This window comes from Azospirillum sp. BE72, assembly GCF_031455875.1.
Lineage (GTDB): Bacteria > Pseudomonadota > Alphaproteobacteria > Azospirillales > Azospirillaceae > Azospirillum.
Genome location: NZ_JAVDTO010000011.1, coordinates 151,953 through 175,532 on the forward strand (window position 1 = coordinate 151,953; position 23,580 = coordinate 175,532).

At 66.7% G+C, this 23,580-nt stretch carries 21 protein-coding genes; 7 read left to right on the forward strand and 14 right to left on the reverse strand.

Going from position 1 to position 23,580, the window contains the following annotated elements:
• Positions 1-16: 16 nt before the first annotated feature.
• Positions 17-1,081, forward strand: a complete 1,065-nt coding sequence (locus tag J2Y49_RS22745) for a LacI family DNA-binding transcriptional regulator (protein WP_310117259.1) — start codon at positions 17-19, stop codon at positions 1,079-1,081.
• Positions 1,082-1,220: 139 nt separating this feature from the next.
• Complete coding sequence (locus tag J2Y49_RS22750; RefSeq protein WP_310117261.1) at positions 1,221-2,744, forward strand: FAD-binding oxidoreductase; 1,524 nt, start codon at positions 1,221-1,223, stop codon at positions 2,742-2,744.
• Between the two features lie 21 nt (positions 2,745-2,765).
• Here the strand turns inward: J2Y49_RS22750 and pflA are convergent, their stop codons facing one another.
• Entirely contained in the window at positions 2,766-3,527 is a 762-nt protein-coding gene (gene pflA, locus J2Y49_RS22755; RefSeq protein ID WP_310117262.1) for a pyruvate formate-lyase-activating protein, read from the reverse strand.
• A gap of 261 nt (positions 3,528-3,788) precedes the next feature.
• Positions 3,789-6,059: a formate C-acetyltransferase gene (gene pflB, locus J2Y49_RS22760; protein ID WP_409017893.1), complete on the reverse strand. Its 2,271-nt coding sequence runs from the start codon at positions 6,057-6,059 to the stop codon at positions 3,789-3,791.
• Positions 6,060-6,478: 419 nt separating this feature from the next.
• Here pflB and J2Y49_RS22765 point away from each other — a divergent pair, with 419 nt between their 5' ends.
• A complete protein-coding gene (locus J2Y49_RS22765) occupies positions 6,479-7,351 on the forward strand; it encodes a MurR/RpiR family transcriptional regulator (RefSeq protein ID WP_310117266.1) in 873 nt (290 codons plus the stop codon).
• 9 nt (positions 7,352-7,360) lie between these two features.
• Here J2Y49_RS22765 and J2Y49_RS22770 read toward each other — a convergent pair whose 3' ends face one another.
• The 3 genes from J2Y49_RS22770 to J2Y49_RS22780 form a co-directional block, all read right to left on the reverse strand.
• Complete coding sequence (locus J2Y49_RS22770; RefSeq protein WP_310117267.1) at positions 7,361-7,840, reverse strand: arginase family protein; 480 nt, start codon at positions 7,838-7,840, stop codon at positions 7,361-7,363.
• Positions 7,833-8,774, reverse strand: a complete 942-nt coding sequence (locus J2Y49_RS22775; protein WP_310117269.1) for a DMT family transporter — start codon at positions 8,772-8,774, stop codon at positions 7,833-7,835. The genes J2Y49_RS22770 and J2Y49_RS22775 overlap by 8 nt, the downstream gene beginning before the upstream one ends.
• A 486-nt stretch (positions 8,775-9,260) precedes the next feature.
• Positions 9,261-9,635: a hypothetical protein gene (locus J2Y49_RS22780; RefSeq protein WP_310117270.1), complete on the reverse strand. Its 375-nt coding sequence runs from the start codon at positions 9,633-9,635 to the stop codon at positions 9,261-9,263.
• Positions 9,636-9,858: 223 nt separating this feature from the next.
• Between J2Y49_RS22780 and rraA the strand changes: the two genes are divergently transcribed.
• The gene (gene rraA / locus J2Y49_RS22785; protein WP_310117271.1) at positions 9,859-10,365 is read left to right on the forward strand and encodes a ribonuclease E activity regulator RraA; all 507 of its coding nucleotides are present in this window, start codon (positions 9,859-9,861) and stop codon (positions 10,363-10,365) included.
• A gap of 202 nt (positions 10,366-10,567) precedes the next feature.
• The gene (gene acnB / locus J2Y49_RS22790; RefSeq protein WP_310117272.1) at positions 10,568-13,159 is read left to right on the forward strand and encodes a bifunctional aconitate hydratase 2/2-methylisocitrate dehydratase; all 2,592 of its coding nucleotides are present in this window, start codon (positions 10,568-10,570) and stop codon (positions 13,157-13,159) included.
• A 71-nt stretch (positions 13,160-13,230) separates the two neighbouring features.
• Here the strand turns inward: acnB and J2Y49_RS22795 are convergent, their stop codons facing one another.
• Positions 13,231-14,085, reverse strand: a complete 855-nt coding sequence (locus J2Y49_RS22795) for a LysR family transcriptional regulator (protein WP_310117273.1) — start codon at positions 14,083-14,085, stop codon at positions 13,231-13,233.
• 97 nt (positions 14,086-14,182) lie between these two features.
• Here J2Y49_RS22795 and J2Y49_RS22800 point away from each other — a divergent pair, with 97 nt between their 5' ends.
• Complete coding sequence (locus tag J2Y49_RS22800) at positions 14,183-14,563, forward strand: tautomerase family protein (RefSeq protein ID WP_310117274.1); 381 nt, start codon at positions 14,183-14,185, stop codon at positions 14,561-14,563.
• Between the two features lie 119 nt (positions 14,564-14,682).
• Here the strand turns inward: J2Y49_RS22800 and J2Y49_RS22805 are convergent, their stop codons facing one another.
• The 8 genes from J2Y49_RS22805 to J2Y49_RS22840 form a co-directional block, all read right to left on the reverse strand.
• The gene (locus tag J2Y49_RS22805) at positions 14,683-15,588 is read right to left on the reverse strand and encodes an MBL fold metallo-hydrolase (RefSeq protein ID WP_310117275.1); all 906 of its coding nucleotides are present in this window, start codon (positions 15,586-15,588) and stop codon (positions 14,683-14,685) included.
• Positions 15,589-15,667: 79 nt separating this feature from the next.
• Positions 15,668-16,444: an SDR family NAD(P)-dependent oxidoreductase gene (locus tag J2Y49_RS22810; RefSeq protein WP_310117277.1), complete on the reverse strand. Its 777-nt coding sequence runs from the start codon at positions 16,442-16,444 to the stop codon at positions 15,668-15,670.
• A gap of 18 nt (positions 16,445-16,462) precedes the next feature.
• Complete coding sequence (locus J2Y49_RS22815) at positions 16,463-17,989, reverse strand: tripartite tricarboxylate transporter permease (protein WP_310117280.1); 1,527 nt, start codon at positions 17,987-17,989, stop codon at positions 16,463-16,465.
• Positions 17,990-18,040: 51 nt separating this feature from the next.
• Positions 18,041-18,565, reverse strand: coding sequence for a tripartite tricarboxylate transporter TctB family protein (locus J2Y49_RS22820; protein WP_310117282.1), 525 nt, complete (start codon positions 18,563-18,565; stop codon positions 18,041-18,043).
• A 68-nt stretch (positions 18,566-18,633) separates the two neighbouring features.
• Complete coding sequence (locus J2Y49_RS22825; protein WP_310117285.1) at positions 18,634-19,623, reverse strand: tripartite tricarboxylate transporter substrate binding protein; 990 nt, start codon at positions 19,621-19,623, stop codon at positions 18,634-18,636.
• A gap of 70 nt (positions 19,624-19,693) precedes the next feature.
• A complete protein-coding gene (locus tag J2Y49_RS22830) occupies positions 19,694-20,347 on the reverse strand; it encodes a 2-dehydro-3-deoxy-6-phosphogalactonate aldolase (RefSeq protein ID WP_310117287.1) in 654 nt (217 codons plus the stop codon).
• Positions 20,344-21,369, reverse strand: a complete 1,026-nt coding sequence (locus tag J2Y49_RS22835) for a 2-dehydro-3-deoxygalactonokinase (protein WP_310117289.1) — start codon at positions 21,367-21,369, stop codon at positions 20,344-20,346. The genes J2Y49_RS22830 and J2Y49_RS22835 overlap by 4 nt, the downstream gene beginning before the upstream one ends.
• On the reverse strand, positions 21,354-22,166 hold the full coding sequence (locus tag J2Y49_RS22840) for an IclR family transcriptional regulator (RefSeq protein WP_310117291.1): 813 nt from the start codon (positions 22,164-22,166) through the stop codon (positions 21,354-21,356). Before J2Y49_RS22840 ends, J2Y49_RS22835 begins: the two co-directional genes overlap by 16 nt.
• Before the next feature lie 241 nt (positions 22,167-22,407).
• Between J2Y49_RS22840 and J2Y49_RS22845 the strand changes: the two genes are divergently transcribed.
• On the forward strand, positions 22,408-23,517 hold the full coding sequence (locus J2Y49_RS22845; protein WP_310117292.1) for a branched-chain amino acid ABC transporter substrate-binding protein: 1,110 nt from the start codon (positions 22,408-22,410) through the stop codon (positions 23,515-23,517).
• Positions 23,518-23,580 lie beyond the last annotated feature (63 nt).

Consider the following 23,580-nt stretch of genomic DNA (forward strand, 5'->3'; position numbering starts at 1 on the left):
GTGAGGAAGACCGACGATGCAGACGACCGAATCGAGGAAGCGGACACGCCGCGGCACCCAACGGGTGACCATGACCGACGTGGCGAACGCCGCCGACGTGTCGCCCAGCACCGTGTCGCTCTATCTCCGCCGCCCAGGGGCGGTGTCCCGCCATCTCGCCGAGCGGATCGCCCGCGTCATCGACGAGATGGGCTATGTGCCCAACCTTGTGGCCGGCAGCCTCGCCGCGGCGCGCAGCCGCACCGTCGGCGTCATCCTGCCCTCCATCCTGAACTCCTTCTTCGCCGAGACCTACAACACGCTGCAGGGCATGTTCCAGGCGGCGCATTACCAGACCCTGCTGGGCGTCAGCGAATTCAGCCCGGAGGAGGAGGAAAGCCTGATCCGTGCCTTCCTCGCCTGGTCGCCGGCCGCGATGGTGGTGACCGGCTTCCACCACACCGAGCGGACCCGCGCCATGCTGGCGTCCTGCGGGGTGCCGGTGGTGGAGATGTGGGACATGCCCAGCCATCCCGGCGAGGCCATCGGCATCAGCGTCGGCTTCTCGCATTTCGAGGTCGGCCGCATGCAGACCAGCCACCTCTACGACCAGGGCAGCCGCAAGGTCGCCTATATCGGCGCCGCCGCCCATCAGGACCTGCGCGTGCGCAGCCGCACCGACGGCTATGAGGCGGAGGTTCTGCGGCGCGGCCTGCATGAGCCCATCGACTTCACCGTGCCCGATGCCGCCACGACGGAGGTCGGCCGCTGGCTGATCGACGAGATCCTGACGCGCCACCCCGACATCGACGGCGTGGTCTGCTCAAACGACGCACTGGCGCTGGGCGTTCTGTTCGAGGTGACCCGCCGCGACCTGCGGGTGCCTGACGATCTGGCCGTGGTCGGCTTCGGCGATCTTCCCTTCAGCAACTCCTGCCCGCCGCCGCTGACGACCGTCCGCCCGCCCCAACGCGAGATCGGCCGCCTCAGCGCGACGCAGATTCTCGCGGCACTGGATGGAGGCCGCACCACGCCGCAGCACCACAACCTCGAATGCGAACTGGTGATCCGCGGCAGCACCCGGCCGGTGGGAAAGGGGTAGGAGGCCGGGGAACACCCCATACTCCAAGGGATGACATGGTCTATTTCATGCCTGTTTACGGGCGTAGTTGACGCTGTTTGTTATCATTAGGATAATAAGCAACATCAAACACAACCGGTAAAACAGGGTGGATTGGCTCATGGCGCTCGGACTTCACTCATCCCGCCGCAACTTCCTTGTCGGGGCCGGTCGTTTCGCCGGCGCCGCCGCCGCGGTTCGGCTGATACCGGGCTCCGCCTTCGCGGCGGAGGCGGGTGGGGCGTACTGCCCGCCGTCCTCGGCCTGGTCCGATCTGGCGAAGGCGGTGAAGGGCGGGGTGCTGCGGCCGGAGGATCCGTTCTTCGCCGATGTCTGCCGCCCCAACAACCTGCGCTATGGCGCCACATTGCCGGCCGGCATTGCCCGTTGCGCAAGCGCCGCGGATGTCCAGGCCTGCATCCAGTGGGTGAAGCAGCAGGCCATGCCCTTCGCCGTGCGCTCCGGCGGCCACAGCTACGCCGGCTTCTCCACCACGCCCGGCCTGCTGATCGACATGACCAAGCTGGCAGGGGCGGAACTGCTGCCGGGCAAGGACGGGCTGGTCAAGGTCCTGGGCGGCACGCTCAACTCCGCCGTCTACAAGCAGATGGAACGGCTGGGCCGCACCATCACCCATGGGCGCTGCGATTCCGTCGGCGCCGCCGGTTTCCTGCTGGGTGGCGGCATCGGCTTCAACATGCGCAAGTACGGCATGGCCTCCGACCTGCTGCGCGCGACCGAACTGGTGACCGCCGACGGCAACCACGTCAAGGCCGATGCCGGCACCGACTCCGCCGTTTATTGGGCCTGCCGCGGCGGCGGCGGCGGCAATTTCGGCATCAACACCTCCTTCACCCTGGAAACCCGCCCAGCGGAGGCGGTGACGGTCTTCAACCTGACCTGGACCAAGGATCTGCCGAAGGTCCTGAAGCTTCTGCTGACCGAACTGGCGACCGCGCCCGACGATTTCGGCAGCAAGATCAACGTCACCATCCCCAGCCGGCAGGAGCAGTGCGACAAGGTGCCGGTCAGCATCTCCGTCCTCGGCCAGCTTCACAAGTCGAAGGTGACGCTGAAGGAAATCTTCAAATCCACTTGGGAGTGGATCGATTGGTCCAAGTCGAAGGTGATGGAGGAGGTGCCCTATTGGGCGGCGCAGGACTTCCTTGTCGAAACGACCTTCCCCTATTACTACCAGGAAAAGTCCAGCTACATGAAGGCGGCGGACATCGGCGATGAGGCCATCGCCGCAATGTTCGACTGGGCGGCAAAGATGCCCGCCACTTCGATGCCGGTGGCCTTCAAGTTCTTCCAGGTCGGCGGCGCCATCAACCGGGTCGGGCCGACCGAGACCGCCTATGTCCACCGCGGCTATGACTGGCTGTTCTCGATCGAGGCCAACTGGTGGCGGCCGACGGATTCCGCCCTGCTGATCGAGCAGGCGCTGGAATGGCAGCAGCGCTTCTACGACGACGTCAACCGTCGGACCAGGGCGCAGGGGGCTTTCCAGAACTTCCCCGACCCGTCGCTGGCCGATTGGCAGCGTGCCTATTACGGCGAAAACCTTGCCAAGCTGGCGGAGGTGAAGAAGGCGGTCGACCCGACCATGCTCTTCACCTTTGCGCAGGCGATCCGCCCGGCGTAACTCTGGGGCCGGGCTGCGGGATCAGTCGGCCCGCAGCCCCCGCGCCTGAAACTGCCCGCGCACCCGCTCCACCAGCTCGCGCGAGGGCGGCTCGGTATCGCCCAGCATGTATTTGCGGCCCAGCGCCTTCCACTTGTGTTCGCCCATTTTGTGGAAGGGCAGCACGTCGACCCTGTCGACGACGCCGAGCCCGGCCACGAAATCGGCCAGACCGTCGATCTCGGCCGCGTCGTCGGTCAGGTTCGGGACCAGCACATAGCGCAGCCAGATCCGCTTGTTCAGTCCGGCCAGCCGTTCGGCGAATTCCAGCGTCGGGCGCAGCGGAACGCCGGTCAGATGGCGGTAGGTCTTTTCCGAATAGGCCTTGATGTCGAGAAGGACGAGGTCGACGTCCTCCAACAGATGGTCGTCGGCATGGTTGCCGAGGAAGCCGGAGGTGTCGAGCGCGGTGTGCATGCCCAACGCCTTCGCCCCGCGCAGGATGGCGGCGGTGAATTCCGGCTGGACCAGCGGCTCGCCGCCGCTCAGGGTCAGGCCGCCATGGGCCCGCTTCAGGAATTCGGCATAGAGCTTGATGTCGTCCAGCACCTCGGCGGAGGTCGTTCGCGTCCCGTCATGCATGTGCTGGGTGTCGGGATTGTGGCAATAGAGGCAGCGCAGCGGGCAGCCCGACATGAACAGGACATAGCGGATCCCCGGCCCGTCCACTGTGCCGCCGGTTTCGACCGAATGGATCCATCCGGAGACGGAGCCGGAGCGGGCTTGGGGGTGTGGCTGTGTCATCGCTTCAGGGATCCGATTTCAAAACTCTGCGCCCCCGCCGCCTTTGGCCGGGTGCGTCTCCACGCATGTAAGTCACGCCACACGCGGATAAAGCCCCTCTCCCTCGATGGGAGAGGGGTTGGGGTGAGGGTGGTGCCGGCAATGGTTGGCCGGAATGTCCGCCCTCGCTCCTTCAAGTCCGACAGCACCCCTCACCCCAACCCCTCTCCCGCAAGGGGAGAGGGGCTTCCGCTTCTCGGCGGGGGAGGCCGTCCACGTCCCTCAGTGCTTGTCGTGGAACGTGCGGCTGATGACGTCGAGTTGCTGCTCGCGCGTCAGCTTGATGAAGTTCACCGCGTAGCCGGACACCCGGATGGTCAGCTGCGGATACAGCTCCGGATGGTCCATGGCGTGCAGCAGCGTCTCGCGGTCGAAGACGTTGACGTTGATGTGATGGCCGCCCTGGGCAGCATAGCCGTCCAGCATGCCGACCAGATTGCTCACCCGTTCGTCTTCGGTCCGGCCGAGCGCGCCGGGGACGATGGTGAAGGTGTAGCTGATGCCGTCCTGCGCATGGGCGTAGGGCAGCTTGGCGACACTGGCCATCGACGCGACCGCACCCTTCTTGTCCCGCCCGTGCATCGGGTTGGCACCCGGCGCGAAGGGCTGGCCGGCCTTGCGGCCGTCCGGCGTGTTGCCGGTCTTCTTGCCGTAGACCACGTTGGAGGTGATCGTCAGCACCGACTGGGTCGGCAACGCGTTCCGGTAGGGCTTCTGCTTGCGCAGGGCCGTCATGAAGCGCTCGACCGCCCAGATCGCGATGTCGTCGACGCGGGCGTCGTTGTTGCCGAAGGCCGGATAGTCGCCCTCGATCTCGAAATCGGTGGCGAGACCGTTCTCGTCGCGGATGACCTTCACCTTGGCATGCTTGATCGCCGACAGGCTGTCCGCCACCACGCTGAGGCCGGCGATGCCGCAGGCCATCGTGCGCAGGATGTCGCGGTCGTGCAGGGCCATCTCCATCCGCTCGTACATGTACTTGTCGTGCATGTAGTGGATGGCGTTCAGCGCGTTCATGTAGACCTTGGCCAGCCACTCCATCATCGGCTCGAAGCGGGCCATGACCTCGTCATAGTCCAGCACGTCGCCGGTGATCGGGGCGAAGGCCGGGCCGATCTGCTCGCCCGAAACCTCGTCCTTGCCGCCGTTGATGGCGTACATCAGCGTCTTGGCCAGGTTGGCACGGGCGCCGAAGAACTGCATCTGCTTGCCGATGCGCATGGCGGACACGCAGCAGGCGATGCCGTAGTCGTCGCCCCAATAGCCGCGCATCAGGTCGTCGTTCTCGTACTGGACCGAGCAGGTCTTGATCGAGGTGTCGGCGCAGAAGCGCTTGAAGCCTTCCGGCAGCTTCTCCGACCACAGGACCGTCAGGTTCGGCTCCGGCGCCGGGCCCAGGTTGTGCAGGGTCTGCAGCATGCGGAAGTTGGTCTTGGTGACCAGCGTCCGGCCGTCCAGCCCCATGCCGCCCAGGCATTCCGTGACCCAGGTCGGGTCGCCCGAGAACAGCTGGTCATATTCCGGCGTGCGCAGGAAGCGGACCAGACGCAGCTTCATGACGAAATGGTCGATCATCTCCTGGGCCTCGGCCTCGGTGATGACGCCGTCGCGCAGGTCGCGGTCGATATAGATGTCCAGGAAGCTGGACACGCGGCCCAGCGACATGGCCGCGCCATTGGCTTCCTTGACCGCCGCCAGATAGGCCAGATAGGTCCACTGCACCGCCTCGCGCGCCGTCGCGGCCGGGCGCTTGACGTCGAAGCCGTAGGAGGCGGCCATCTGGACCAGCTCCTTCAGCGCGCGGATCTGCTCGGAGATCTCCTCGCGCAGGCGCAGCACGTCCTCATCGATGCGGCTGACTTCCAGCGAGGCCAGCTGGGACTTCTTGTCCTTGATCAGGAAATCGGCGCCGTACAGCGCCAGCCGGCGATAGTCGCCGATGATGCGGCCGCGGCCGTAGGCATCGGGCAGGCCGGTGATGACGCCGGACTTGCGGCAGCGCAGCATCTCGGGCGTGTACACGTCGAACACGCCGTCATTGTGCGTCTTGCGCAGGACCGGGAACACCTCCTCCAGCTTCGGCGACGGGGTGTAGCCATAGGCTTCCAGCCCGGTCTTGACCATGCGCCAGCCGCCGAACGGCATGATCGCGCGCTTCAGCGGCTTGTCGGTCTGCAGGCCGACGATCACTTCCAGCTCGCGGTCGATATAGCCGGCCGCGTGCGAGGTGATCGAGGCGAAGACTTCCGTGTCGGCATCCAGCACGCCGCCCTTGGCGGCGCGTTCCTGCTTCAGCAGGTCGGTGACTTTGGCGAACAGCGCGGTGGTGCGGGCGGTGGGACCGGCGACGAAGCCCGCGTCCCCTTCATAGGGCTGCAGGTTGCGCTGGATGAAATCGCGGACGTCGACCGATCGGCGCCAGACGCCCGGGGCGAAACCGCGCCAGGGGTCGGCGGCGGACTGCTGCTCCGAGGCCTGGGCAAGTCCGTCCATCAGCAGGGTGTCCATGATGTCTCCTTAGAGCTATAGACGTCGGCGCGGTCAGGGGCCGTGTCGGCGGTCGTGTGGGGCCCGCGAGCAAGCGGAGCGATTGAAACCATAGGCGCATCGGGCGCCGGAATCGTTGATACACGTCATATTTTCGGGGCGGGGGGCCATCGCGCCGATCCGGCCTTCATACCCGGATACCGACACCGTTGTGTCCCGCCCTGTAGTTTTACTACATACTCCCTGGCGGGCTTCAGAACAAGGCGCGCAGGCTCGACATTTTGTCGCAGGGCAGGGCTCAGCAGGTTGGAAATCCTTGGAAACCGCCTGCCTGCCGTGCGATGGAATCGGTCGTTCGCAGCGCTGTATATGTAGCTTTGCTACATGTGCTAGGCTGGCGCACAATCAGAAGGGAGACACCCCAGATGCTGGCGAGAATCGCGGCGGTCCGCGACCAGATCCGCCCCTCCGAACGCAAGCTGGCCGACTATGCGATGGCCCATCCGGGCGACGTGATCAACCTGTCCATGGCCGAACTCGCCGACCGCGTCGGGGTCAGCGAACCGACGGTGGCGCGCTTCTGCTCGGCGCTGGGATGCCGAGGCTTCCGTGAATTCAAGATCAAGCTGGCGCAGGACATCGCCGGAGGCATGCCCTTCCTGCATCAGGACCTGTCGGTGGACGGGGAACTGAATGCGGATGGCGGAGTGCCGGGGGCGGTGCTGGCCGGCAAGCTGTTCGACCGCACCATCGCCACGCTGATGCAGGTGCGCAACAACCTGCCGGCCGATGCGGTGGACCGCGCCGCCGACGTGCTGGCGGCCTCGCGCCGGATCGAGTTCTACGGTTCCGGCAATTCCGGCACGGTGGCGGAGGACATTCAGCGCAAGTTCTTCCGGCTGGGCATTCCCACCGTCGCCTACACCGATTCCCACATCTATTTCGCGTCCGCGCTCACACTGACGAAGGGCGATGCGGTGGTGGCTGTGTCCAGCACCGGCAGGACCCGCGACATCCTGGACGCCGTCCAGAACGCCCGCAAGGCCGGCGCCGACGTGATCGCCCTGACCCGCTCCGGCACGCCGCTGGCGGAGATGGCGACGGTCAGCCTCGTGGCCGACATCGCCGACGATTTCGACATCCACTCTCCCATGACCGTCCGCATCGCGCATCTAGTGCTGGGCGACATCCTGTCCATCGCCGTGGCCCTGCGCATGGGCGACACCCTGCAGGAGCGCCTGAAGCGCCATGACCGCGCCGTGGATGCCCATGTGTCGGAAAAGGTGGCGGAGCGATAAACGGCCGGATCAGCCTTGCCGGAGGCGGGCCGCCCTTCCGGCCAGGAAATTCATCACAAGATGGGCCGCGGATTGGGCGGTGATCCCGCCGGCGTCCAGCGGAGGGCTGACCTCGACGATGTCCAGGCTGGCATGGTCGGCGCTGCGCGCAATCTCGAACACCGCATCTGCGACGTCCCACAGCATCAACCCGGCAGCGTTCGGAACGCTGGTTCCCGGTGCGAAGCCCGCCGACAGGCAGTCGATGTCGATGGAGATATGGACCGCGCCGGTCGGTTCCACCGCATGCCGGATCGCCTCATCGACGGTCCTGGCCAACCTTGCCGCCGCGGCGCCGATCAGGCTGGGGCAGTGATCGGTTCCTTTCGCCCACAAATCCTCCAGCCGCTTTCCCGCCGCCCGGATATGGGGGAGGGAGCGCCGATCAAGATCCGGTTCGATGCGGAGATGATCGAGCGGCGAGGCCGCGGGCGCCGGGGTATCAACCATTGTTTGCCTCCAGCTGAGGGACGCCTTCGGCGGGACTGCGGGGCGGCTTGGCCGGCGCGCAGCTCGTCTGCCGTTCCGAAAGCGTCACGAGGATGACGGAAAGGGAGACGAGCGCGATGCCCACCATGTTGGCGGGGGTCAGCGTTTCTCCCAGCAGGACATAAGCCATGAGACCGGCTGCCAGCGGGTCGAGCAGCCCGATCACCGTCGCCGGCAGCGCATCGACATGGCGCAGGCCGAACAGAAGCAGCCAATAGGGAAGAATGGTGGCGACCACCGCGATGAACCCGATATAGGCCACCATCTCTGCCGTCGGTTCCAGCCTGTGCACCCCGAGGAAGGGCAGGGCGGCGGCCCAGATCAGCGAAGAAATGGCGAAATTCCAGAAGGTCAGCGCCGTGGCGCCGATGCCCCGCGATTTGCAGGCGTTGCCGATCATGTTGAAGACGGCGAAGGCGAACCCGCAGGCGAGCCCGACGGCCAGACCGGCGGAAAGCCTGACCCATTCGCCGCCGCCCCCCGTCAGGAGGAAGCAGCCGACAAGGCTGAGCGTGACGATCGCGCAGTCGCGCAGGCCGATGCGCCGGGTGCCGAAGAGCGCGCCGAGCACCAGCACGAAGAAGGGCGATGTGTATTCCAGCGTGATGGCCGCCGCGACGTTCATCATGTCGATCGCCAGATAGAAGGTGGCGTTCACGACGACGAACATGACGCCCGCCGCCACCGTCATCGGCCGGGCGGCAGGCGGGACATGAAACGGCCGGCCCGGCAGGAGGACCATGATAGGCCCCAGGACGGAGCAGGCCACGAAGCTGCGGATTGCCGTCAGGTCCAGCGGCGACATGTCGGAGACGAACAGCACCTTCGCTGCCGCGCCTGCGGCACCGAACAGGATGGCAGCCACGAAGATCGCGGCCATGCCGACCGCGCGCATGGACCCCTGCTCCGTCATGTTTCCCCCTGACGTGGCTCGATCTTCCGAGTGGCCGTTCCCGTTCCGCCGCCTGCCCCGTCCGCATCGCGGCACCGGGGCGCGAGCCGTCATCGCGGAAGGCCGGTGGCCATCCACGAAGATCGACTGACGAACGGATCGAGGCGATGCGGAGCGCTGGCGGAGGTGGTCAGCATGACCACAAACAGATCATGGGATTGTGATTAGCTCACATTGAATCCATGCGTCAAGGTAAAATATGAACATCTGAAGTAAAACATATGATTGTATGAAGAACTGCCTCAGTTAAAACTTAGACATCGAAGCGATGTGGAAGGACTTGTGAAATCCAGAGCCGCAGATTCTCGGGGTGCCAAAGTTAAGACAGGTCAGAGATTCGCCGGCGATGATATGCAGGCCGAAGGCATTCCCGTGGAGCCGCCTGCCGCTGGGCGGGGCGGCAACGCAACGGGGCCATTGGACGGGAATTCAGCGCCCTCCCGGCAGCTTCGCCCCCTCACGGGCATAGATCTGGATCGGCCGGCAGTCCTCGTCGACCGTAACCACCACCGCGCCCGGCTGGCTGTTCAGGTACACCCAGGCATCCCAGCGGACGATGATGTCGCGAAACTCGTCGCGGTAGATGCCGTAGCTGAGGCCGCGGATGTCCGAGGCCGGGATGCGGGCTCCGGTCAGGACGGATGCCACCGACGGGTTGCAGCTGTTGGCCGCGTTGCGCTCCAGTGCGGCCAGCACGGCGGGGTCGGGGGTGGCGACCGGCGGCGGAGCGATGGACCCGCAGGCGGCGAGCAGAAGGGTCAGCGCGCCGGCCGCCGCGGCGGCAGGAATCTTCGGCGATTTCATGAGGTGGCACCGTTCTTTCTCTTTGTGCTTGCAGGAAAATGGGGGCACCTGCTCGAATATGGGTTCGCATCCTGGGCCCGGCGACTGCACGTTCGGCAAGCCTCCTGCGGCATGATCGCCGACCATCGGCAGCGGCCGATTGCGGGCCTTGCCTCCCGCTCGCCTTTGGCGCAAGAGGTGGGCGAGAAATCCCTGCAACGTCGACGCTGCGGAGCCGCAAGCCATGTCCACCGGCCAGACTTTCGTCCCCACCTGCGACCTGTTCGACCGCTTCAAGGACGCCGCCCGTTATGTCCTGCCGGGCTTCCGCGACTTCGGCGCCGTCACGCGCTTCAGCGGCGAGGTCGTCACCGTCAAGTGCCTGGAGGACAATTCCCGCGTCAAGGAACTGCTGGCGACCCCCGGTGCCGGCAGGATCCTGGTGGTGGACGGCGCCGGCAGCCTGCGCTGTGCCCTGATGGGCGACATGATCGCTGCCTCCGCAGTCAAGAACGGCTGGGCCGGCGTGGTGATCTGGGGCTGCGTCCGCGACGTGGCCGAACTGGCGACCCTGCCGCTCGGCACCAAGGCGCTGGCGTCGATTCCGCGCGCCTCGACCCGGCGCGACCAGGGGCTGGTCGATGTGGCGGTGGAGTTGCCGGGCGCGGTCATCCAGCCGGGCGACATCCTGTTCGCCGACGAGGACGGCATCGTCGTCCTGACGCCGGAGCAGGCAGCCGCGCTGAAATAAAGCCGGGGCAAAGAAGTGGTCATACCAAGCACCGGTAATACCAGTGCAGAAGCAGAAGCCATTTCGTCCTGTCCGCTTCACGTAAGCGGGGCGCCCCCTTGCACTTTCACTTAAGCGGGCATATAAACCCGACCTGAGTTCAAGCGGGCCGTCTCACGGTTCCCATCCAAGGGCCGGCCTTTCATTTATGAGGAACCCTGCCGTGCTCGAAGCCTACCGCCAGCACGCGGCCGAACGCGCCGCCCTCGGAATCCCGGCCCTGCCCCTCACCGCGAAGCAGACGTCGGAGCTGATCGACCTGCTGAAGGCCCCGCCGGCGGGCGAGGAGGCGTTCCTCCTCGACCTCATCACCCATCGCGTTCCGGCCGGCGTCGACGATGCCGCCCGCGTCAAGGCCGGCTTCCTGGCCGCCGTCGCCAAGGGCGTCGACAGCTCGCCGCTGGTCTCGAAGGTCAAGGCCACCGAACTGCTGGGCACCATGCTCGGCGGCTTCAACGTGCAGCCGCTGATCGACCTGCTGTCGGACGCCGAATGCGGCGCCGCCGCCGCGGAAGGTCTGAAGAAGACCCTGCTGGTCTTCGACTTCTTCCATGACGTCAAGGAACTGGCCGACAAGGGCAACACCAACGCCAAGGCGGTGCTGCAGTCCTGGGCCGATGCGGAGTGGTTCACCTCGCGTCCGGAAGTCCCGGCGTCGATGACGCTGACGGTCTTCAAGGTGTCGGGCGAGACCAACACCGACGACCTGTCGCCGGCCCCCGACGCCTGGAGCCGCCCGGACATCCCGCTGCACGCGCTCGCCATGCTGAAGAATCCGCGTCCGGGCATCGAGGCCGACGAGCCGGGCCAGCGCGGACCGACCAAGCAGCTGGAAGAGCTGAAGAAGAAGGGCAACCTGATCGCCTATGTCGGCGACGTGGTCGGCACCGGTTCCTCGCGCAAGTCCGCCACCAACTCGGTGCTGTGGTTCACGGGCGAGGACATTCCGTTCGTCCCGAACAAGCGCTTCGGCGGCGTCTGCCTCGGCACCAAGATCGCCCCGATCTTCTACAACACCATGGAAGACGCCGGCGCCCTGCCCATCGAGTTGGACGTCAACAAGATGGAGATGGGCGACGTCATCGAGCTGCGCCCCTATGAGGGCAAGGCCCTGAAGAACGGCGAGGTCATCGCCGAGTTCACCGTGAAGTCCGAGGTGATCTTCGACGAGGTGCGTGCCGGCGGCCGCATCCCGCTGATCATCGGCCGCGGCCTGACCGCCCGCGCCCGCGAGGCGCTGGGCCTCGCGCCGTCGACCCTGTTCCGCCAGTCGGCATCCCCGGCCGACACCGGCAAGGGCTTCACGCTGGCCCAGAAGATGGTCGGCCGCGCTTGTGGTTTGGCCGAAGGCAAGGGCGTCCGTCCCGGCACCTATTGCGAGCCGAAGATGACCACGGTCGGGTCGCAGGACACCACCGGCCCGATGACCCGCGACGAGCTGAAGGACCTGGCCTGCCTGGGCTTCTCGGCCGACCTCGTGATGCAGTCCTTCTGCCACACCGCCGCTTATCCGAAGCTGGTGGACGTGAAGATGCACCACGAGCTGCCGGACTTCATCTCCACCCGCGGCGGCGTCGCGCTGCGTCCCGGCGACGGCGTCATCCACTCCTGGCTGAACCGCCTGCTGCTGCCGGACACCGTCGGCACCGGCGGCGACAGCCACACCCGCTTCCCGATCGGCATCAGCTTCCCGGCCGGTTCCGGTCTGGTCGCCTTCGCCGCCGCCACCGGCGTCATGCCGCTGGACATGCCGGAATCGGTGCTGGTCCGCTTCAAGGGCGAGATGCAGCCGGGCGTCACCCTGCGTGACCTCGTCAACGCCATCCCGCTCTACGCGATCAAGGCCGGCCTGCTGACGGTCGAGAAGAAGGGCAAGAAGAACATCTTCTCCGGCCGCGTGCTGGAGATCGAAGGTCTGCCGGATCTGAAGGTCGAGCAGGCGTTCGAGCTGTCCGACGCCTCTGCCGAGCGGTCGGCGGCTGGCTGCACCGTGCAGCTCAGCAAAGAGCCGATCATCGAGTACATGACCTCCAACATCACGCTGATGAAGTGGATGATCGCCAACGGGTACGCCGACGCGCGCACCCTGGAGCGCCGCATCAAGGCGATGGAGGCGTGGATCGCCGATCCGCAGCTGCTGAAGCCGGATGCCGACGCCGAGTATGCTGCCGTGATCGAGATCGATCTGGCCGACATCAAGGAGCCGATCCTGGCCTGCCCGAACGATCCGGACGACGTGAAGACGCTGTCCGAGGTCGCCGGCGACAAGATCGACGAGGTGTTCATCGGCTCCTGCATGACCAACATCGGCCACTTCCGCGCCGCCGGTAAGATCCTGAACGGCAAGTCGGACATCCCGACCCGCCTGTGGATCGCGCCGCCGACGAAGATGGACGCGATGATGCTGACCGAGGAAGGCTATTACGCCACCCTCGGCAAGGCCGGTGCGCGCATGGAGATGCCGGGCTGCTCGCTGTGCATGGGCAACCAGGCGCAGATCCGCAAGGGCTCGACCGCCATCTCGACCTCGACCCGCAACTTCCCGAACCGTCTGGGCATCGACACCCGCGTCTACCTGTCGTCGGCCGAACTGGCTGCCGTCGCGGCGCTGCTGGGCAAGATCCCGACCAACGAAGAGTATCTGGCCCAGGTCGGCGTGGTGAACAAGGCCGCCGCCGACGTCTACCGCTACATGAACTTCGACCAGATCCCGGCTTTCCAGGAAGTCGCGGAAAAGGTCGCCGTCCCGGCCTGATAGCCGGACACAGCGGTCGGTAACGAAGACCCCCGCCGGAGCGATCCGGCGGGGGTTTTTGTTTGGGAACATCAGCCTCGCACCGCACTCCTGAACGCGGCTGCCAGTCCAGCGAGCGCCTCGCACGGCCGCCCATCCTTCACCCTGGTATGCAAGACCACGGGCAGGCGCGGCAAGGTCGGAAGCCCGAGCCTGGGGCCAACGTCGACGGCACCGAATGGCACCATGCGCGGGGACAATGCTGCGACGCCGAGCCCGGCCATGACGGCCGCCGCCACCGCGGTCACGCCGCCGCCGACGAAGATCTCCGTCCAAGGCACTCCGGCCGTGTCGAGAAGCTGCCCGGCCAACGCCCGCACCCCGCAAGGCTCGGCCATGGTTGCGATTGGCAGAGGTTCGTCCGCCCGATGCTGCCAGCTTGGCGACGCGAACCAGCCGAACTGTTCCTCGGTGAGAAGCTGGCCGTCGTTGCGCCCTGCATGCAGGCGGACGATCACGCTGTCGAGTTCCCGTCGGTCGAAGCTCTGCAGCAGGTCCCCCGACGATCCGATCCGGATTTCGATCACCAATTGCGGATCCTGCGCGTTCATCCGCGCAATCAGAGCGGGAAGCTCCGGCCCAGCCACATGGTCACTGATGCCGATGGCGATACGCTCGCGCCCCTCACTCAGCGAGGCGAGCGCGCGATCATGCGCCTCCAGCAGGTCACGAGCGTGATCGAGGAAGGTGGCGCCGCGTGGCGACAATTGCACATACCGCGGCGTCCGCTCGAACAGCCGGCACCCCAGTCTGTCTTCGAGACGTTTCAGCTTCAGGCTGACCGCGGCTTGCGTTGTCCGCATGGCTTCGGCCGCGCGCGTAAAGCTCTCCAATTCGGCGATGCGCACGAAGGCCCGAACCGCATCGAGGTCGAGAGGTTGCTCCATCATTTCAAACCGTTATCTTAGATATAATAAATCATATCATACGGAAATGACTGTGACACGACTAATCTGAACGAGGACATCTTTGAAAGGATCTACGATGCCGCTCGTTCACATCTCCCTGCGCGCTGGAAAGTCCGTGGCCTACCGGCAGGCAATCTTCGACGGCCTCTACCGCGCGATGCACGAAACCTTCAACGTGCCGGAAGATGATCAGTTCATGACCATCACCGAGCATGATGCAGTGAATTTCCGCTACAGTTCATCTTATCTTGGCGTGTCACGAGGAGATGACCTCGTGTACATCCAGATCACGGCGAACAATACCCGCACTGTGGAGCAGAAAAAGGCGTTGTTCGCGCGGATCGTGGAACTGCTCGGCGAAGATCCCGGCATTCGGCCGCAGGACGTGTTCGTCAACATCGTCGAAGTGGCGAAAGAGAACTGGTCGCTCGGCAATGGCGTTGCGCAATACGCCTGAGGCAAAGACCAGCGCTCCGGATCGGATAGTCGCCCACTTGGCCCCTGGGCACCTGCCGCGGCTCATCACGCGAAAGCCGGGGCAGTGTGCCCCGGGGCCTTCAGGACAAGCACAAAAACTCACCCCTCCGGTCCGCAATAGGCGGTTCCGTCCTCCGCCCGTGCCGGCCTTTCCAGATAGATGCCCTGGCGCGGAATCGCGATGCTGTCGAACTCGTCCGCCAGCCGGTGCAACGCGGCTCGCATCTCCGCCCCCTGCATCGGTTCGCCGTGGCCGGTGATCACCAGTTCCGGTTCCAGCGCAGCCAGCCGAGCGACCGACTCCCGCGCCTTGTCCCATTCGACGGTGAAATACATCGGCGGGCCATGCATCTCCGCCCGCTGCACCGCGACGGCATAGGCCGACTCCTGACCCGTGGTGACGAAGGCGTCGCCGACGATCATCGAACGGTCGCGCTCCCGCCAGAAGGAGACATGGCCGACGCTGTGTCCCGGCGTGTGGACCCAGCGCCAGCCCGGCATGACCGGCACCGACCCGTCCTCCGGCAACGCCCGCAGGCGCGATCCGACATTCACCGGCTTGCGGGGGTAGAAGCGCGCCAGCGCCGCCATCGCTCCGCCGCCGACGGACGGATCACCGGGCGGATAGGCCGCCTGACCGTTCAGATAGGGGTGTTCCAGCGGGTGGGCATAGACCGCGGCGTCCCATTCCTCCGCCAGATCCTCCAGCACGCCGACATGGTCGAAATGGCCGTGGGTCATGACGATGGCGGCGGGGCGGGAGTCGCGGCCGAAGCGTTCGGCCGCCGCGCTGCGGATGAAGCCCTTGGTGCCCATCAGCCCGGCATCGATCAGCACCCATTCGCGGTCGCCGGCGCCGGGCGGACCCCAGAACACCACATTGACGATGCCGAGCCGCCGATAGGCGAGATCGGGCGCGATCTCGTGCGTATGGTCGCTGCGCAGCGCGTCGAGCGCCGGATCGATCGCGCTGCTGTCTTCCGACAGGGGAATCTGCGAGGCCATGGTCGTCCATCTCCTACCCGTGTCATCCGACAACAGCGGGAAACGGCGCTTGTCCTGCAGCCCCCTGCCGGTAGGGCCCTTACGGCATGAACTGGCCGCCGTTCACGTCCAGAACCTGCCCGGTGATGTAGCCCGAGCAGCCATGGGAGGCGAAGAACAGGAAGGTCGGGGCGCATTCCTCCGGCTTGCCGAAACGTCCCATCGGGATGCCGGTCGACACGCGCGCCTTGGCCGCCTCGTCCTTGTCGGCATGGAAGGCGGTGTCGAAGGTGCCCGGCGACACGGTGTTGAAGCGGATGCCTTCCTTGGTGTGGAAGGCGACCCAATTCTTCTGGATGTTGTGCAGCCACGCCTTTGCCGCGCCGTACAGACCGGCGCCCGGCCCGCCGCCGGTATAGCCGGCGACCGACCCGACCAGGATCACCGAAGCAGTCTGTCCGCTGTCCTTGGCCGACTGGCGCAGATGGGGCAGGGCATGCTTGGTGGTCATCAGGGCGGAACGGGCGTTCAGGTCGGTGACCGCGTCGAAGAACTCGTCGTCGATCTCCTCCAGCGGCTTGCGGGCGACCAGCCCGCCGGCATTGTTGATCAGCACGTCGATGCCGCCGAACCGCTCGACGAAGGCGTCCACCACGGCCTTGCAGGCGGCGCTGCTGCACAGATCCCCGGCGAAGAAGGCCGCCTCGCCTCCCGCGGACTCCATCGCCTTCAGGGTGGAGTCGAGTTCGGCCGGCGCCTTGCGGCCGTTGATGCCAACCTTGGCGCCGTGGCGGGCGAAGGCCTGCGCCGCGGCCAGACCGATCCCCTGGGTCGAACCGGTGATCAGGACACGGCGGCCCTTCAGATCGTCGAACATGGCTGTCTTTCCTTATGGTCAGGCTTGATTCAGGGAACTGGCGGCGCCGGTTTGCCGCGTCTCCGCCCGATGGCTGCGCCAGCGCTTCACCAGCGGCAGGAACAGGGTCAGGATGGCGATGGTCAGCAGCACCACGGTGATCGGCCGGGTGTAGAGGAAGTCATAGCTTCCGCCCGACAGCGACAGGGCGCGGCGGAAATTGGCCTCCGCCATCGGGCCCATGATCAGCGCCAGCACCACCGGCGACGCCGGGAAGTCCCACTTCTGCATGAAGTATCCGGCGATGCCGGCCGCCAGCATGATGCCGATGTCGAACAGGCTGTTGTTGATGGCATAGGTGCCGACCACGCACAGGACCAGGATCACCGGCGTCAGCACCGACTTCGGCATCTGCAGGACGCGGCCCATGACGCGCAGCAAGCCCAGCCCGATCACGAGCATGCCGACGTAGCAGAACAGCATGCCGGCGAACAGGGTGAACACCAGGTCCGCATGTTCCTTGAACAGCAGCGGTCCGGGCTGCAGCCCCTGCAGCGTCAGGGCGCCCAGCATCACCGCGGTGACGGCATCGCCCGGAATGCCCAGCGTCAGCATGGTCAGAAGCGCGCCGCCGGTGCAGCCATTGGCTCCGGCTTCGCAAGCGGCCACGCCGGCCAGTTCGCCCTTGCCGAAATTCTCAGGCGTCTTGCTGAACCGCTTCGCCTCGTTGTAGGCGACATAGGCGGCGATGTCGGCGCCGGCACCGGGGATGATGCCGATCGCCACGCCAAGGCCGGTGGAGCGCCCCACCGTTCCCAGCATCCGGCGGTAGGTCGCCCATTCCGGAATGATGCGGCCCAGCGCCGCGGCCATTCCCAGGCGGACCTTCGGGTCCTCCAGCGACTTGAATGCTTCGGCGGCGGCGAACAGGCCGATCATCACCGGAATGAAGGGAACGTTGAACAGCTCGGTATAGCCGCCGGTGAAGCGGGGGAACCCATCCATCGGATCCATGCCGACCGTGGCGATCAGCAGTCCCAGGAAGCCGGCGATCAGCCCCTTGATCACCGAACGGCCGGAAATGCTGGCGATGATGCTCAGGCCGAAGACGGCGAGCGCGAAGCTCTCCGACGCGCTGAACTTCAGCGCGAAGCCGGCCAGGACCGGGGCAAGGAAGATCAGGACGATGATGCTGGCGGTGCCGCCGAGGAAGGAGGACAGGGTCGCGGTGCCCAGCGCCACGCCGGCCATGCCCTTCCTGGTCAGTTCGAACCCGTCCATCGCCGTGGCGGCGGCGGCCGGGGTGCCCGGAATGCGCAGCAGGATCGCCGTCACCGACCCGCCATAGACGCCGCCGAAGAAAACGCCGGAGATCATCAGCAGGCCAGACACCGGATCCATGCCGAAGGTGAAGGGCAGCAGGATGGCGACGCCCATGGTCGCGGTCAGGCCGGGCAGGGCGCCGATGATGATGCCGAGCGTAACGCCGACCAGCGCCAGGAACAGCGCCAGCGGGTTCGACGCCAGCGCGGCGAAACCGTTCATCAGAAGATCGAATTCATGCATGGCGGCGGTCCTCCACGACGTATGGTGCGGCCATGAAAAGGGCGCGGGCGGTCATTCGAACAGGCTCCCCACCGGCAACGGCACCTGGAGCGCATAGTGGAAGACGCCATAGACCAGCGCCGTCACGCCGACCGCCAGCACCGGGTTCCAAAGCGGGCTGCGCTGCCCCATCAGCGCCATGATCACGGCCATATAGACGGCGGTGGCCACGCCATAGCCGACATACTCCATGGCGGCGATGCAGGCTGCGGTCGCCAGCATGCCCAAGGCGACCCCCGCATAGCCGGCGATCCCGACCGGCGCCTCTCCGGTCGCCGCCGGGGCGGTGGGCGCGCGTAGCGTGTTGGCGATCAGGATCAGGCACAGCACGATCAGCGCGCCGGCATGGATGATCGGGAAGCGGGCGGAGCCCACGTCGGCCGCCAGCATGCTCTTCGGGAAATTGCCGGTCGCGGCGATGGCCGACGCCGCGATGGCAATCAGCACGACGGCGATCACGAGGTTGGCGATCTTCGTCGTCAGCGGCATGGCGTTGCCAAAGCCGGGGCCTTCGCCCCCTGCGGGTGCGTTGCTCATGGTCCGGTCTCCTCAACCGATGAAGGCGTTCCCGGCGGCGGACCGCCGGGAACGGCGTCGGTCCGGCGTTACTTCGCCATGCCCAGCTTGGTCATCAGATCCTTGAAGAAGGCATTGTCCTTCTGCATAACCTGACCGAACTCCGGACCGTCGGCATAGGCCCAGGTCAGGTTCATCTTGGCCAGTTGGTCACGGAAGGCCTGGTCTTCCGCCGCGGCCTTGCTGGCGGTGCGCAGGGTGTCGACCACCGCGGCCGGCGTCTTCTTCGGCACCACGATGCCGCGCCAGGTGGCGACGGACAGGTCGATGCCCTTCTCCTTCAGCGTCGGCACGTCCGGGAAGGTCTTGCTGCGCTGTTCGGCCATGACGGCGAGCATGCGCAGCTGGCCGGCGGCGAGCTGGCTCGACACCTCGGCCGGGCTGACCGACACCGCTTCGATATGGCCGCCCAGCAGCGAGGTGACGGCCGGGTTGGCGCCGTCGAAGGGCACATGGTTGAAAGTCGTGCCGGTCTTCTCCTCCAGCGCTTCGGCCGCGAGGTGCCAGATGGCGCCGGTGCCGGAGTTGCCGATGCGCACCTTGCCGGGGTTGGCCTTGGCATGCTCCAGGAACTCCTCCACCGTCTTCCACGGCGCGTCGGCCTTGACGGTGATGGCGCTCGGCTCCGCGTTCAGGCGGGCGATCGGGGTGTAATCGTCGACCGTGAAGCGGGCGACGCCCATGTGCGGCAGCAGGGTGATCTCCACCGTGCCCATGCCGATCTTGTAGCCGTCGGGGCGGGCGGCCATGATTTCGGTCAGGCCGACGGCGCCGCCGCCGCCGGTCTTGTTCACCACGCCGATCGACTGCGGCAGCTGCTTCTTGGCCGCATCGGCGAAGGCGCGGGCGACGAGGTCGGTGCCGCCGCCGGCGGCATAGGGGACGATCAGTTCGACGGGCTTCGCCGGATAGTCGGCGGCCAGGGCGGCGCCGGTGATGGTCGCGGCTCCGGCGAACAGCATGCCGGCGGACAGGCCGGCCGTCAGAACGGTACGGGTCAGGCGGGTAGAGACCTTCATGGCATTCCCTCTGGGTGTGCCGGCTTGTGCGCCGGTCGTTGAAAGGTGACGATCAAGAAAGGGATGGCGATCAGCGCCCGGACGAACCCTCTCCCCAGGCCTGGGCGAAGCGCTTGGCGCGGGCCGCGATCTCCGCCGCCGGCAGGCCGGGGCTGTAGAGCGCCGAACCCAGCCCGAAGCCGGAGGCGCCGGCGGTGCGGAAGGGCTGCATGGTGTCGGGGGTGATGCCGCCGACCGGCAGCAGCCGCACGCTGTGCGGGATCACCGCGCGCAGGGCCTTTACCACGGGCGGGGCGATCTGCTCTGCCGGGAACAGCTTCAGCGCGTCGGCCCCGGCGGCGAGTGCCGCGAAGGCTTCCGTCGCGGTGGCGACGCCGGGGGTGCAGACCATCGAGCGCGATTTCGCGGCGCGGATGATCGCGGTGTCGGCATGCGGCATCACCACCAGATCGGCACCGATGGCGGACAACCGGTCCACGGCGTCCAGCGTCAGCACCGTGCCGGCCCCGACCAGTGCGTCGGACGGCAGGCTGTTGCGGATGGTGGCGATGCTGTCGAAGGGGGCGGGCGAGTTCAGCGGCACCTCGATCAGCCGGAATCCCGCCTCGTAGAGTGCAGCCGCCACCGGCTCCGCCTCCGTCGGGGTCAGCCCGCGCAGGATCGCGACCAGCGGCAGGGCGGAGAAGGCGGCATCGAAGCGGGCGGAAAGCGAAAGCTCGGTCATGGCGCGCTCATCGTGCTGGGGGTGGTGCCGGTGGCAAGCAGTCCGGCCGCGGCGGCGAACTGGAACAGGCCGCGCGGGGCGGTATTGCCCAGCTGTGCCGCCGGCGTGACGCCGAAGGCCGTGAGCCCCCGGCCATAGCGGCTGCAGAGAGCCGGGGCGCCGATCAGCAGCAGCGGCGTGCCCGCCGGCATTTCCGCCAGCAAAGCGAGGCCGGAGCGCAGCTCGTGCCCGATCAGCAAGCCCGACAGGTAATGCGCCAACGCCTCGGCCGGCATGCGCCGGGTCAGGCCCAGCGTGCGGGTCGCGAACAACTGGTGAGGCAGGTCGCCGGGACCGGCGGACTGCGCGGCGCGGATGCCGACGGCGAAGGCCGCCGCCTCATCCTCGGGCGATGCCTCGCGGTCGGCGGGCATCAGGCGGCCGAGCAGCGAATGGGTCTTCAGGACCGCGAACAGCTCCCCCGTCATGTAGGAGGAGAAGGTGGTGATGCGCCCATCGGTGACGCGGACCCATTTGGAATGGGTGCCGGGCATGGCGATGCAGGCGTTCCGCGCCCAGTCGGCATTCTCGGCCAGCGCCCCGGCGATCTGGATTTCTTCGCCCCGCATCACGTCGGGGGGGGCGCCGGCCGGATCGTGCAGCACGCCGGGGGCGATCAGGATGCGGCGGCCGGCCGCCGTTTCCACCCGCGCCGCCCTGTCGGCCAGGGTCGTCGCGTCGGCCGGGGTGGTGACATAGGGGGCCTCGACCCATCCCTGGGCGCTGCCGACCATGCCGCCCGCCACCACCGGCAGGCCGGGATGCGCATCCAGCCAGTCCCCGCACAGGGCGGCCAGGGCGTCGTCGAATCCGGCGGGGCCGGGCTGCGGCAGATTCTGGATGCCGTGGGCGGACGCCCGCTCGGCAAGCACGCGCGCGCCGCCGTCCATCAGGAAGCCGCGCAGGCTCGACGTCCCCCAGTCCAGCGCGATCAGCGCCGGTTCGGTGGGGGAGCCGGCGGAAGAGTTCAGGTTGCGATCCATCCCAAATCCTTGGATATCGCGTCCGCCGTGGCACGGACCAGCGGTCCCAGAGTGGCCATGCGGTCGTCAGGCATGTAGGGGACGGCGCTGGCGACGCTGATCGCCGCCACCACCAGATTCCGGCCGTCGCGTACCGGTGCGGAGACGCAACGGATGCCGAGTTCGTTCTCTTCCAAATCCTTCGCCCAACCTTGGGCGACATAGGCGTTTATCTGCTTTTCGAACTGCGGCCAGTCTGCGGGACGCGGCCGGTCGGCCGGCGCGTCGGGGGAACTGAGCAGCGCGTGCAGCGCCATCCAGCGCGCAGGCGCCATGCCCAGCATCAGGGCCTTGCCCAGTCCGGTGGAGGCGATGGGCATGCGCTGTCCGGTGCGGGACCGCATCTCCAGCCCCCGGGTGCCGGGAATCTTGTCGAGATAGAAGACCTCGCCGTTGTCTTCGACGCCGAGATGGACGGTGTCGCCGGTGGCCTGTGCGAGCGCCTCGATATGCGGGCGGGCGACGGCGACCAGCGGGCGCTGCTCCAGCGCCTTCATCCCCAGCTGGATCAGCTTCGGGCCCAACAGATAGCCCTTGTAGGGGATGTGATGGAGATACCCTTCCGCCACGAGGCTGACGAGCATGCGGTGGGTGGTGCTGCGCGGGGTGCCCAGCCGCGCCGCGATTCCCTTCACGTCGCCGATGCCGGCGGCCACGCATTCCAGCAATGCCAGTCCACGCAGCAGGGTTTGGGTTCCGGTGCCCTGCGGCTTGCCGGCCTCCGCCTCCTGCTCGGTCGCTTGGATGATTCCGCCCATGATTTGTTTGTTGCCGTTGTTTTTTGAATGCTCGCGTATGTCCAGAGATGTGTCAAATAGTTTCGTGTGATGCCAAATAGTGAGACACATCCAAGTGGCGACGAACGGTCGCGGGGGCGATCGAAGCGCTGCGACACCCATGATCGCGCTTTCAAAATCCTGTCGCTTGGGTCAGAAATGGGAATGTGCCGGGGCCGTTGGTCGTGGACCGGCGCAAAATGGTCATCCCAGGAGAAATAAAATGCGTCTCACCGTCCTTTCCTTCGTCAGTGCGACGGCACTGCTGGCCGGCTTCGGCACGGCGCAGGCGGACATCGTCATCGGACTCGGCACGGCGACCACCGGTCCGGTGGCGGCGCTGGGCGAGCAGTCGGTGTACGGCGCCAAGCAGGCGATTGCGGACATCAACGCCAAGGGCGGCGTGCTGGGCCAGAAGCTGGTGCTGAAGGTGGGTGACGACGCCTGCGACCCGCGGCAGGCGGTGGCCGTCGCCAACCAGTTCGTCCGCGATCAGGTCGCGGCGGTGGTCGGCCATCTGTGCTCCGGCGCCAGCATCCCGGCCGCCGACGTCTACCAGGAGGAAGGCGTGGTGATGGTCACCCCGACCGCCACCAACCCGCTGCTGACCTCCAAGGGCCACCCGAACATCTTCCGCGTCTGCGGCCGCGACGACCAGCAGGGCGTGGTCGCCGGCAAGTATCTGGCCGAGACCTTCAAGGGCAAGAACGTCGCTGTGCTCGACGACAAGCAGGCCTACGGCAAGGGGCTGGCCGACGTCGTGGTCGAGACGCTGGAGAAGTCCGGCGGCAAGGTCGCCTACCGCGGTTCCGTCACGGCCGGCGAGCGCGACTTCTCGGCGCTGATCACCAGCCTGAAGGACAAGAAGATCGACGCCGTCTATTACGGCGGCTACCACCCGGAACTGGGGCTGATCGTCCGTCAGGCGCAGGAGCAGGGGCTGAAGCCGCAGTTCATCGCCGGCGATGGCCTGAACAACCAGGAATACTGGTCGATCACCGGTCAGGCCGGCGAGGGCACGCTGTACACCGACAGCCCGTCGGCCGCCAGCGATCCCAAGGCGCAGGAACTGATCGCCTCCTTCAAGGCGGCCGGCCTGCCGGAACCGGGCAACTTCGCCTTCTACAGCTACGCCGCGGTGCAGGTGATCGCGCAGGGCCTGCAGAAGGCCGGCAGCCCCGACGGGAAGAAGCTGTCGACCGCGCTGCATTCCGGCAGCTACGACACCGTCGTCGGCCCGGTCGAGTTCGACAAGAAGGGCGACATCACCAAGCCGAACTACGTGATGTATGTCTGGAGCAACGGCCAGCCCAAGATGGTCGCGCAGAAGTAACCGGCGTGCCGGTTCGGGGGGAGGTTCAAGCGGCTTCCCCCCGCCGGTTCGCGCGTCATGGGG

Excerpts from the sequence above, each read along its gene's own strand:
- J2Y49_RS22745 (WP_310117259.1), top strand. The coding sequence starts at position 17 with ATGCAGACGACCGAATCGAGGAAGCGGACACGCCGCGGCACCCAACGG.
- J2Y49_RS22750 (WP_310117261.1), top strand. The coding sequence starts at position 1,221 with ATGGCGCTCGGACTTCACTCATCCCGCCGCAACTTCCTTGTCGGGGCC.
- pflA (WP_310117262.1), bottom strand. The coding sequence starts at position 3,527 with ATGACACAGCCACACCCCCAAGCCCGCTCCGGCTCCGTCTCCGGATGG.
- pflB (WP_409017893.1), bottom strand. The coding sequence starts at position 6,059 with ATGGACGGACTTGCCCAGGCCTCGGAGCAGCAGTCCGCCGCCGACCCC.
- J2Y49_RS22765 (WP_310117266.1), top strand. The coding sequence starts at position 6,479 with ATGCTGGCGAGAATCGCGGCGGTCCGCGACCAGATCCGCCCCTCCGAA.
- J2Y49_RS22770 (WP_310117267.1), bottom strand. The coding sequence starts at position 7,840 with ATGGTTGATACCCCGGCGCCCGCGGCCTCGCCGCTCGATCATCTCCGC.
- J2Y49_RS22775 (WP_310117269.1), bottom strand. The coding sequence starts at position 8,774 with ATGCGCGCGGTCGGCATGGCCGCGATCTTCGTGGCTGCCATCCTGTTC.
- J2Y49_RS22780 (WP_310117270.1), bottom strand. The coding sequence starts at position 9,635 with ATGAAATCGCCGAAGATTCCTGCCGCCGCGGCGGCCGGCGCGCTGACC.
- rraA (WP_310117271.1), top strand. The coding sequence starts at position 9,859 with ATGTCCACCGGCCAGACTTTCGTCCCCACCTGCGACCTGTTCGACCGC.
- J2Y49_RS22795 (WP_310117273.1), bottom strand. The coding sequence starts at position 14,085 with ATGGAGCAACCTCTCGACCTCGATGCGGTTCGGGCCTTCGTGCGCATC.
- J2Y49_RS22800 (WP_310117274.1), top strand. The coding sequence starts at position 14,183 with ATGCCGCTCGTTCACATCTCCCTGCGCGCTGGAAAGTCCGTGGCCTAC.
- J2Y49_RS22805 (WP_310117275.1), bottom strand. The coding sequence starts at position 15,588 with ATGGCCTCGCAGATTCCCCTGTCGGAAGACAGCAGCGCGATCGATCCG.
- J2Y49_RS22810 (WP_310117277.1), bottom strand. The coding sequence starts at position 16,444 with ATGTTCGACGATCTGAAGGGCCGCCGTGTCCTGATCACCGGTTCGACC.
- J2Y49_RS22815 (WP_310117280.1), bottom strand. The coding sequence starts at position 17,989 with ATGCATGAATTCGATCTTCTGATGAACGGTTTCGCCGCGCTGGCGTCG.
- J2Y49_RS22820 (WP_310117282.1), bottom strand. The coding sequence starts at position 18,565 with ATGAGCAACGCACCCGCAGGGGGCGAAGGCCCCGGCTTTGGCAACGCC.
- J2Y49_RS22825 (WP_310117285.1), bottom strand. The coding sequence starts at position 19,623 with ATGAAGGTCTCTACCCGCCTGACCCGTACCGTTCTGACGGCCGGCCTG.
- J2Y49_RS22830 (WP_310117287.1), bottom strand. The coding sequence starts at position 20,347 with ATGACCGAGCTTTCGCTTTCCGCCCGCTTCGATGCCGCCTTCTCCGCC.
- J2Y49_RS22835 (WP_310117289.1), bottom strand. The coding sequence starts at position 21,369 with ATGGATCGCAACCTGAACTCTTCCGCCGGCTCCCCCACCGAACCGGCG.
- J2Y49_RS22840 (WP_310117291.1), bottom strand. The coding sequence starts at position 22,166 with ATGGGCGGAATCATCCAAGCGACCGAGCAGGAGGCGGAGGCCGGCAAG.
- J2Y49_RS22845 (WP_310117292.1), top strand. The coding sequence starts at position 22,408 with ATGCGTCTCACCGTCCTTTCCTTCGTCAGTGCGACGGCACTGCTGGCC.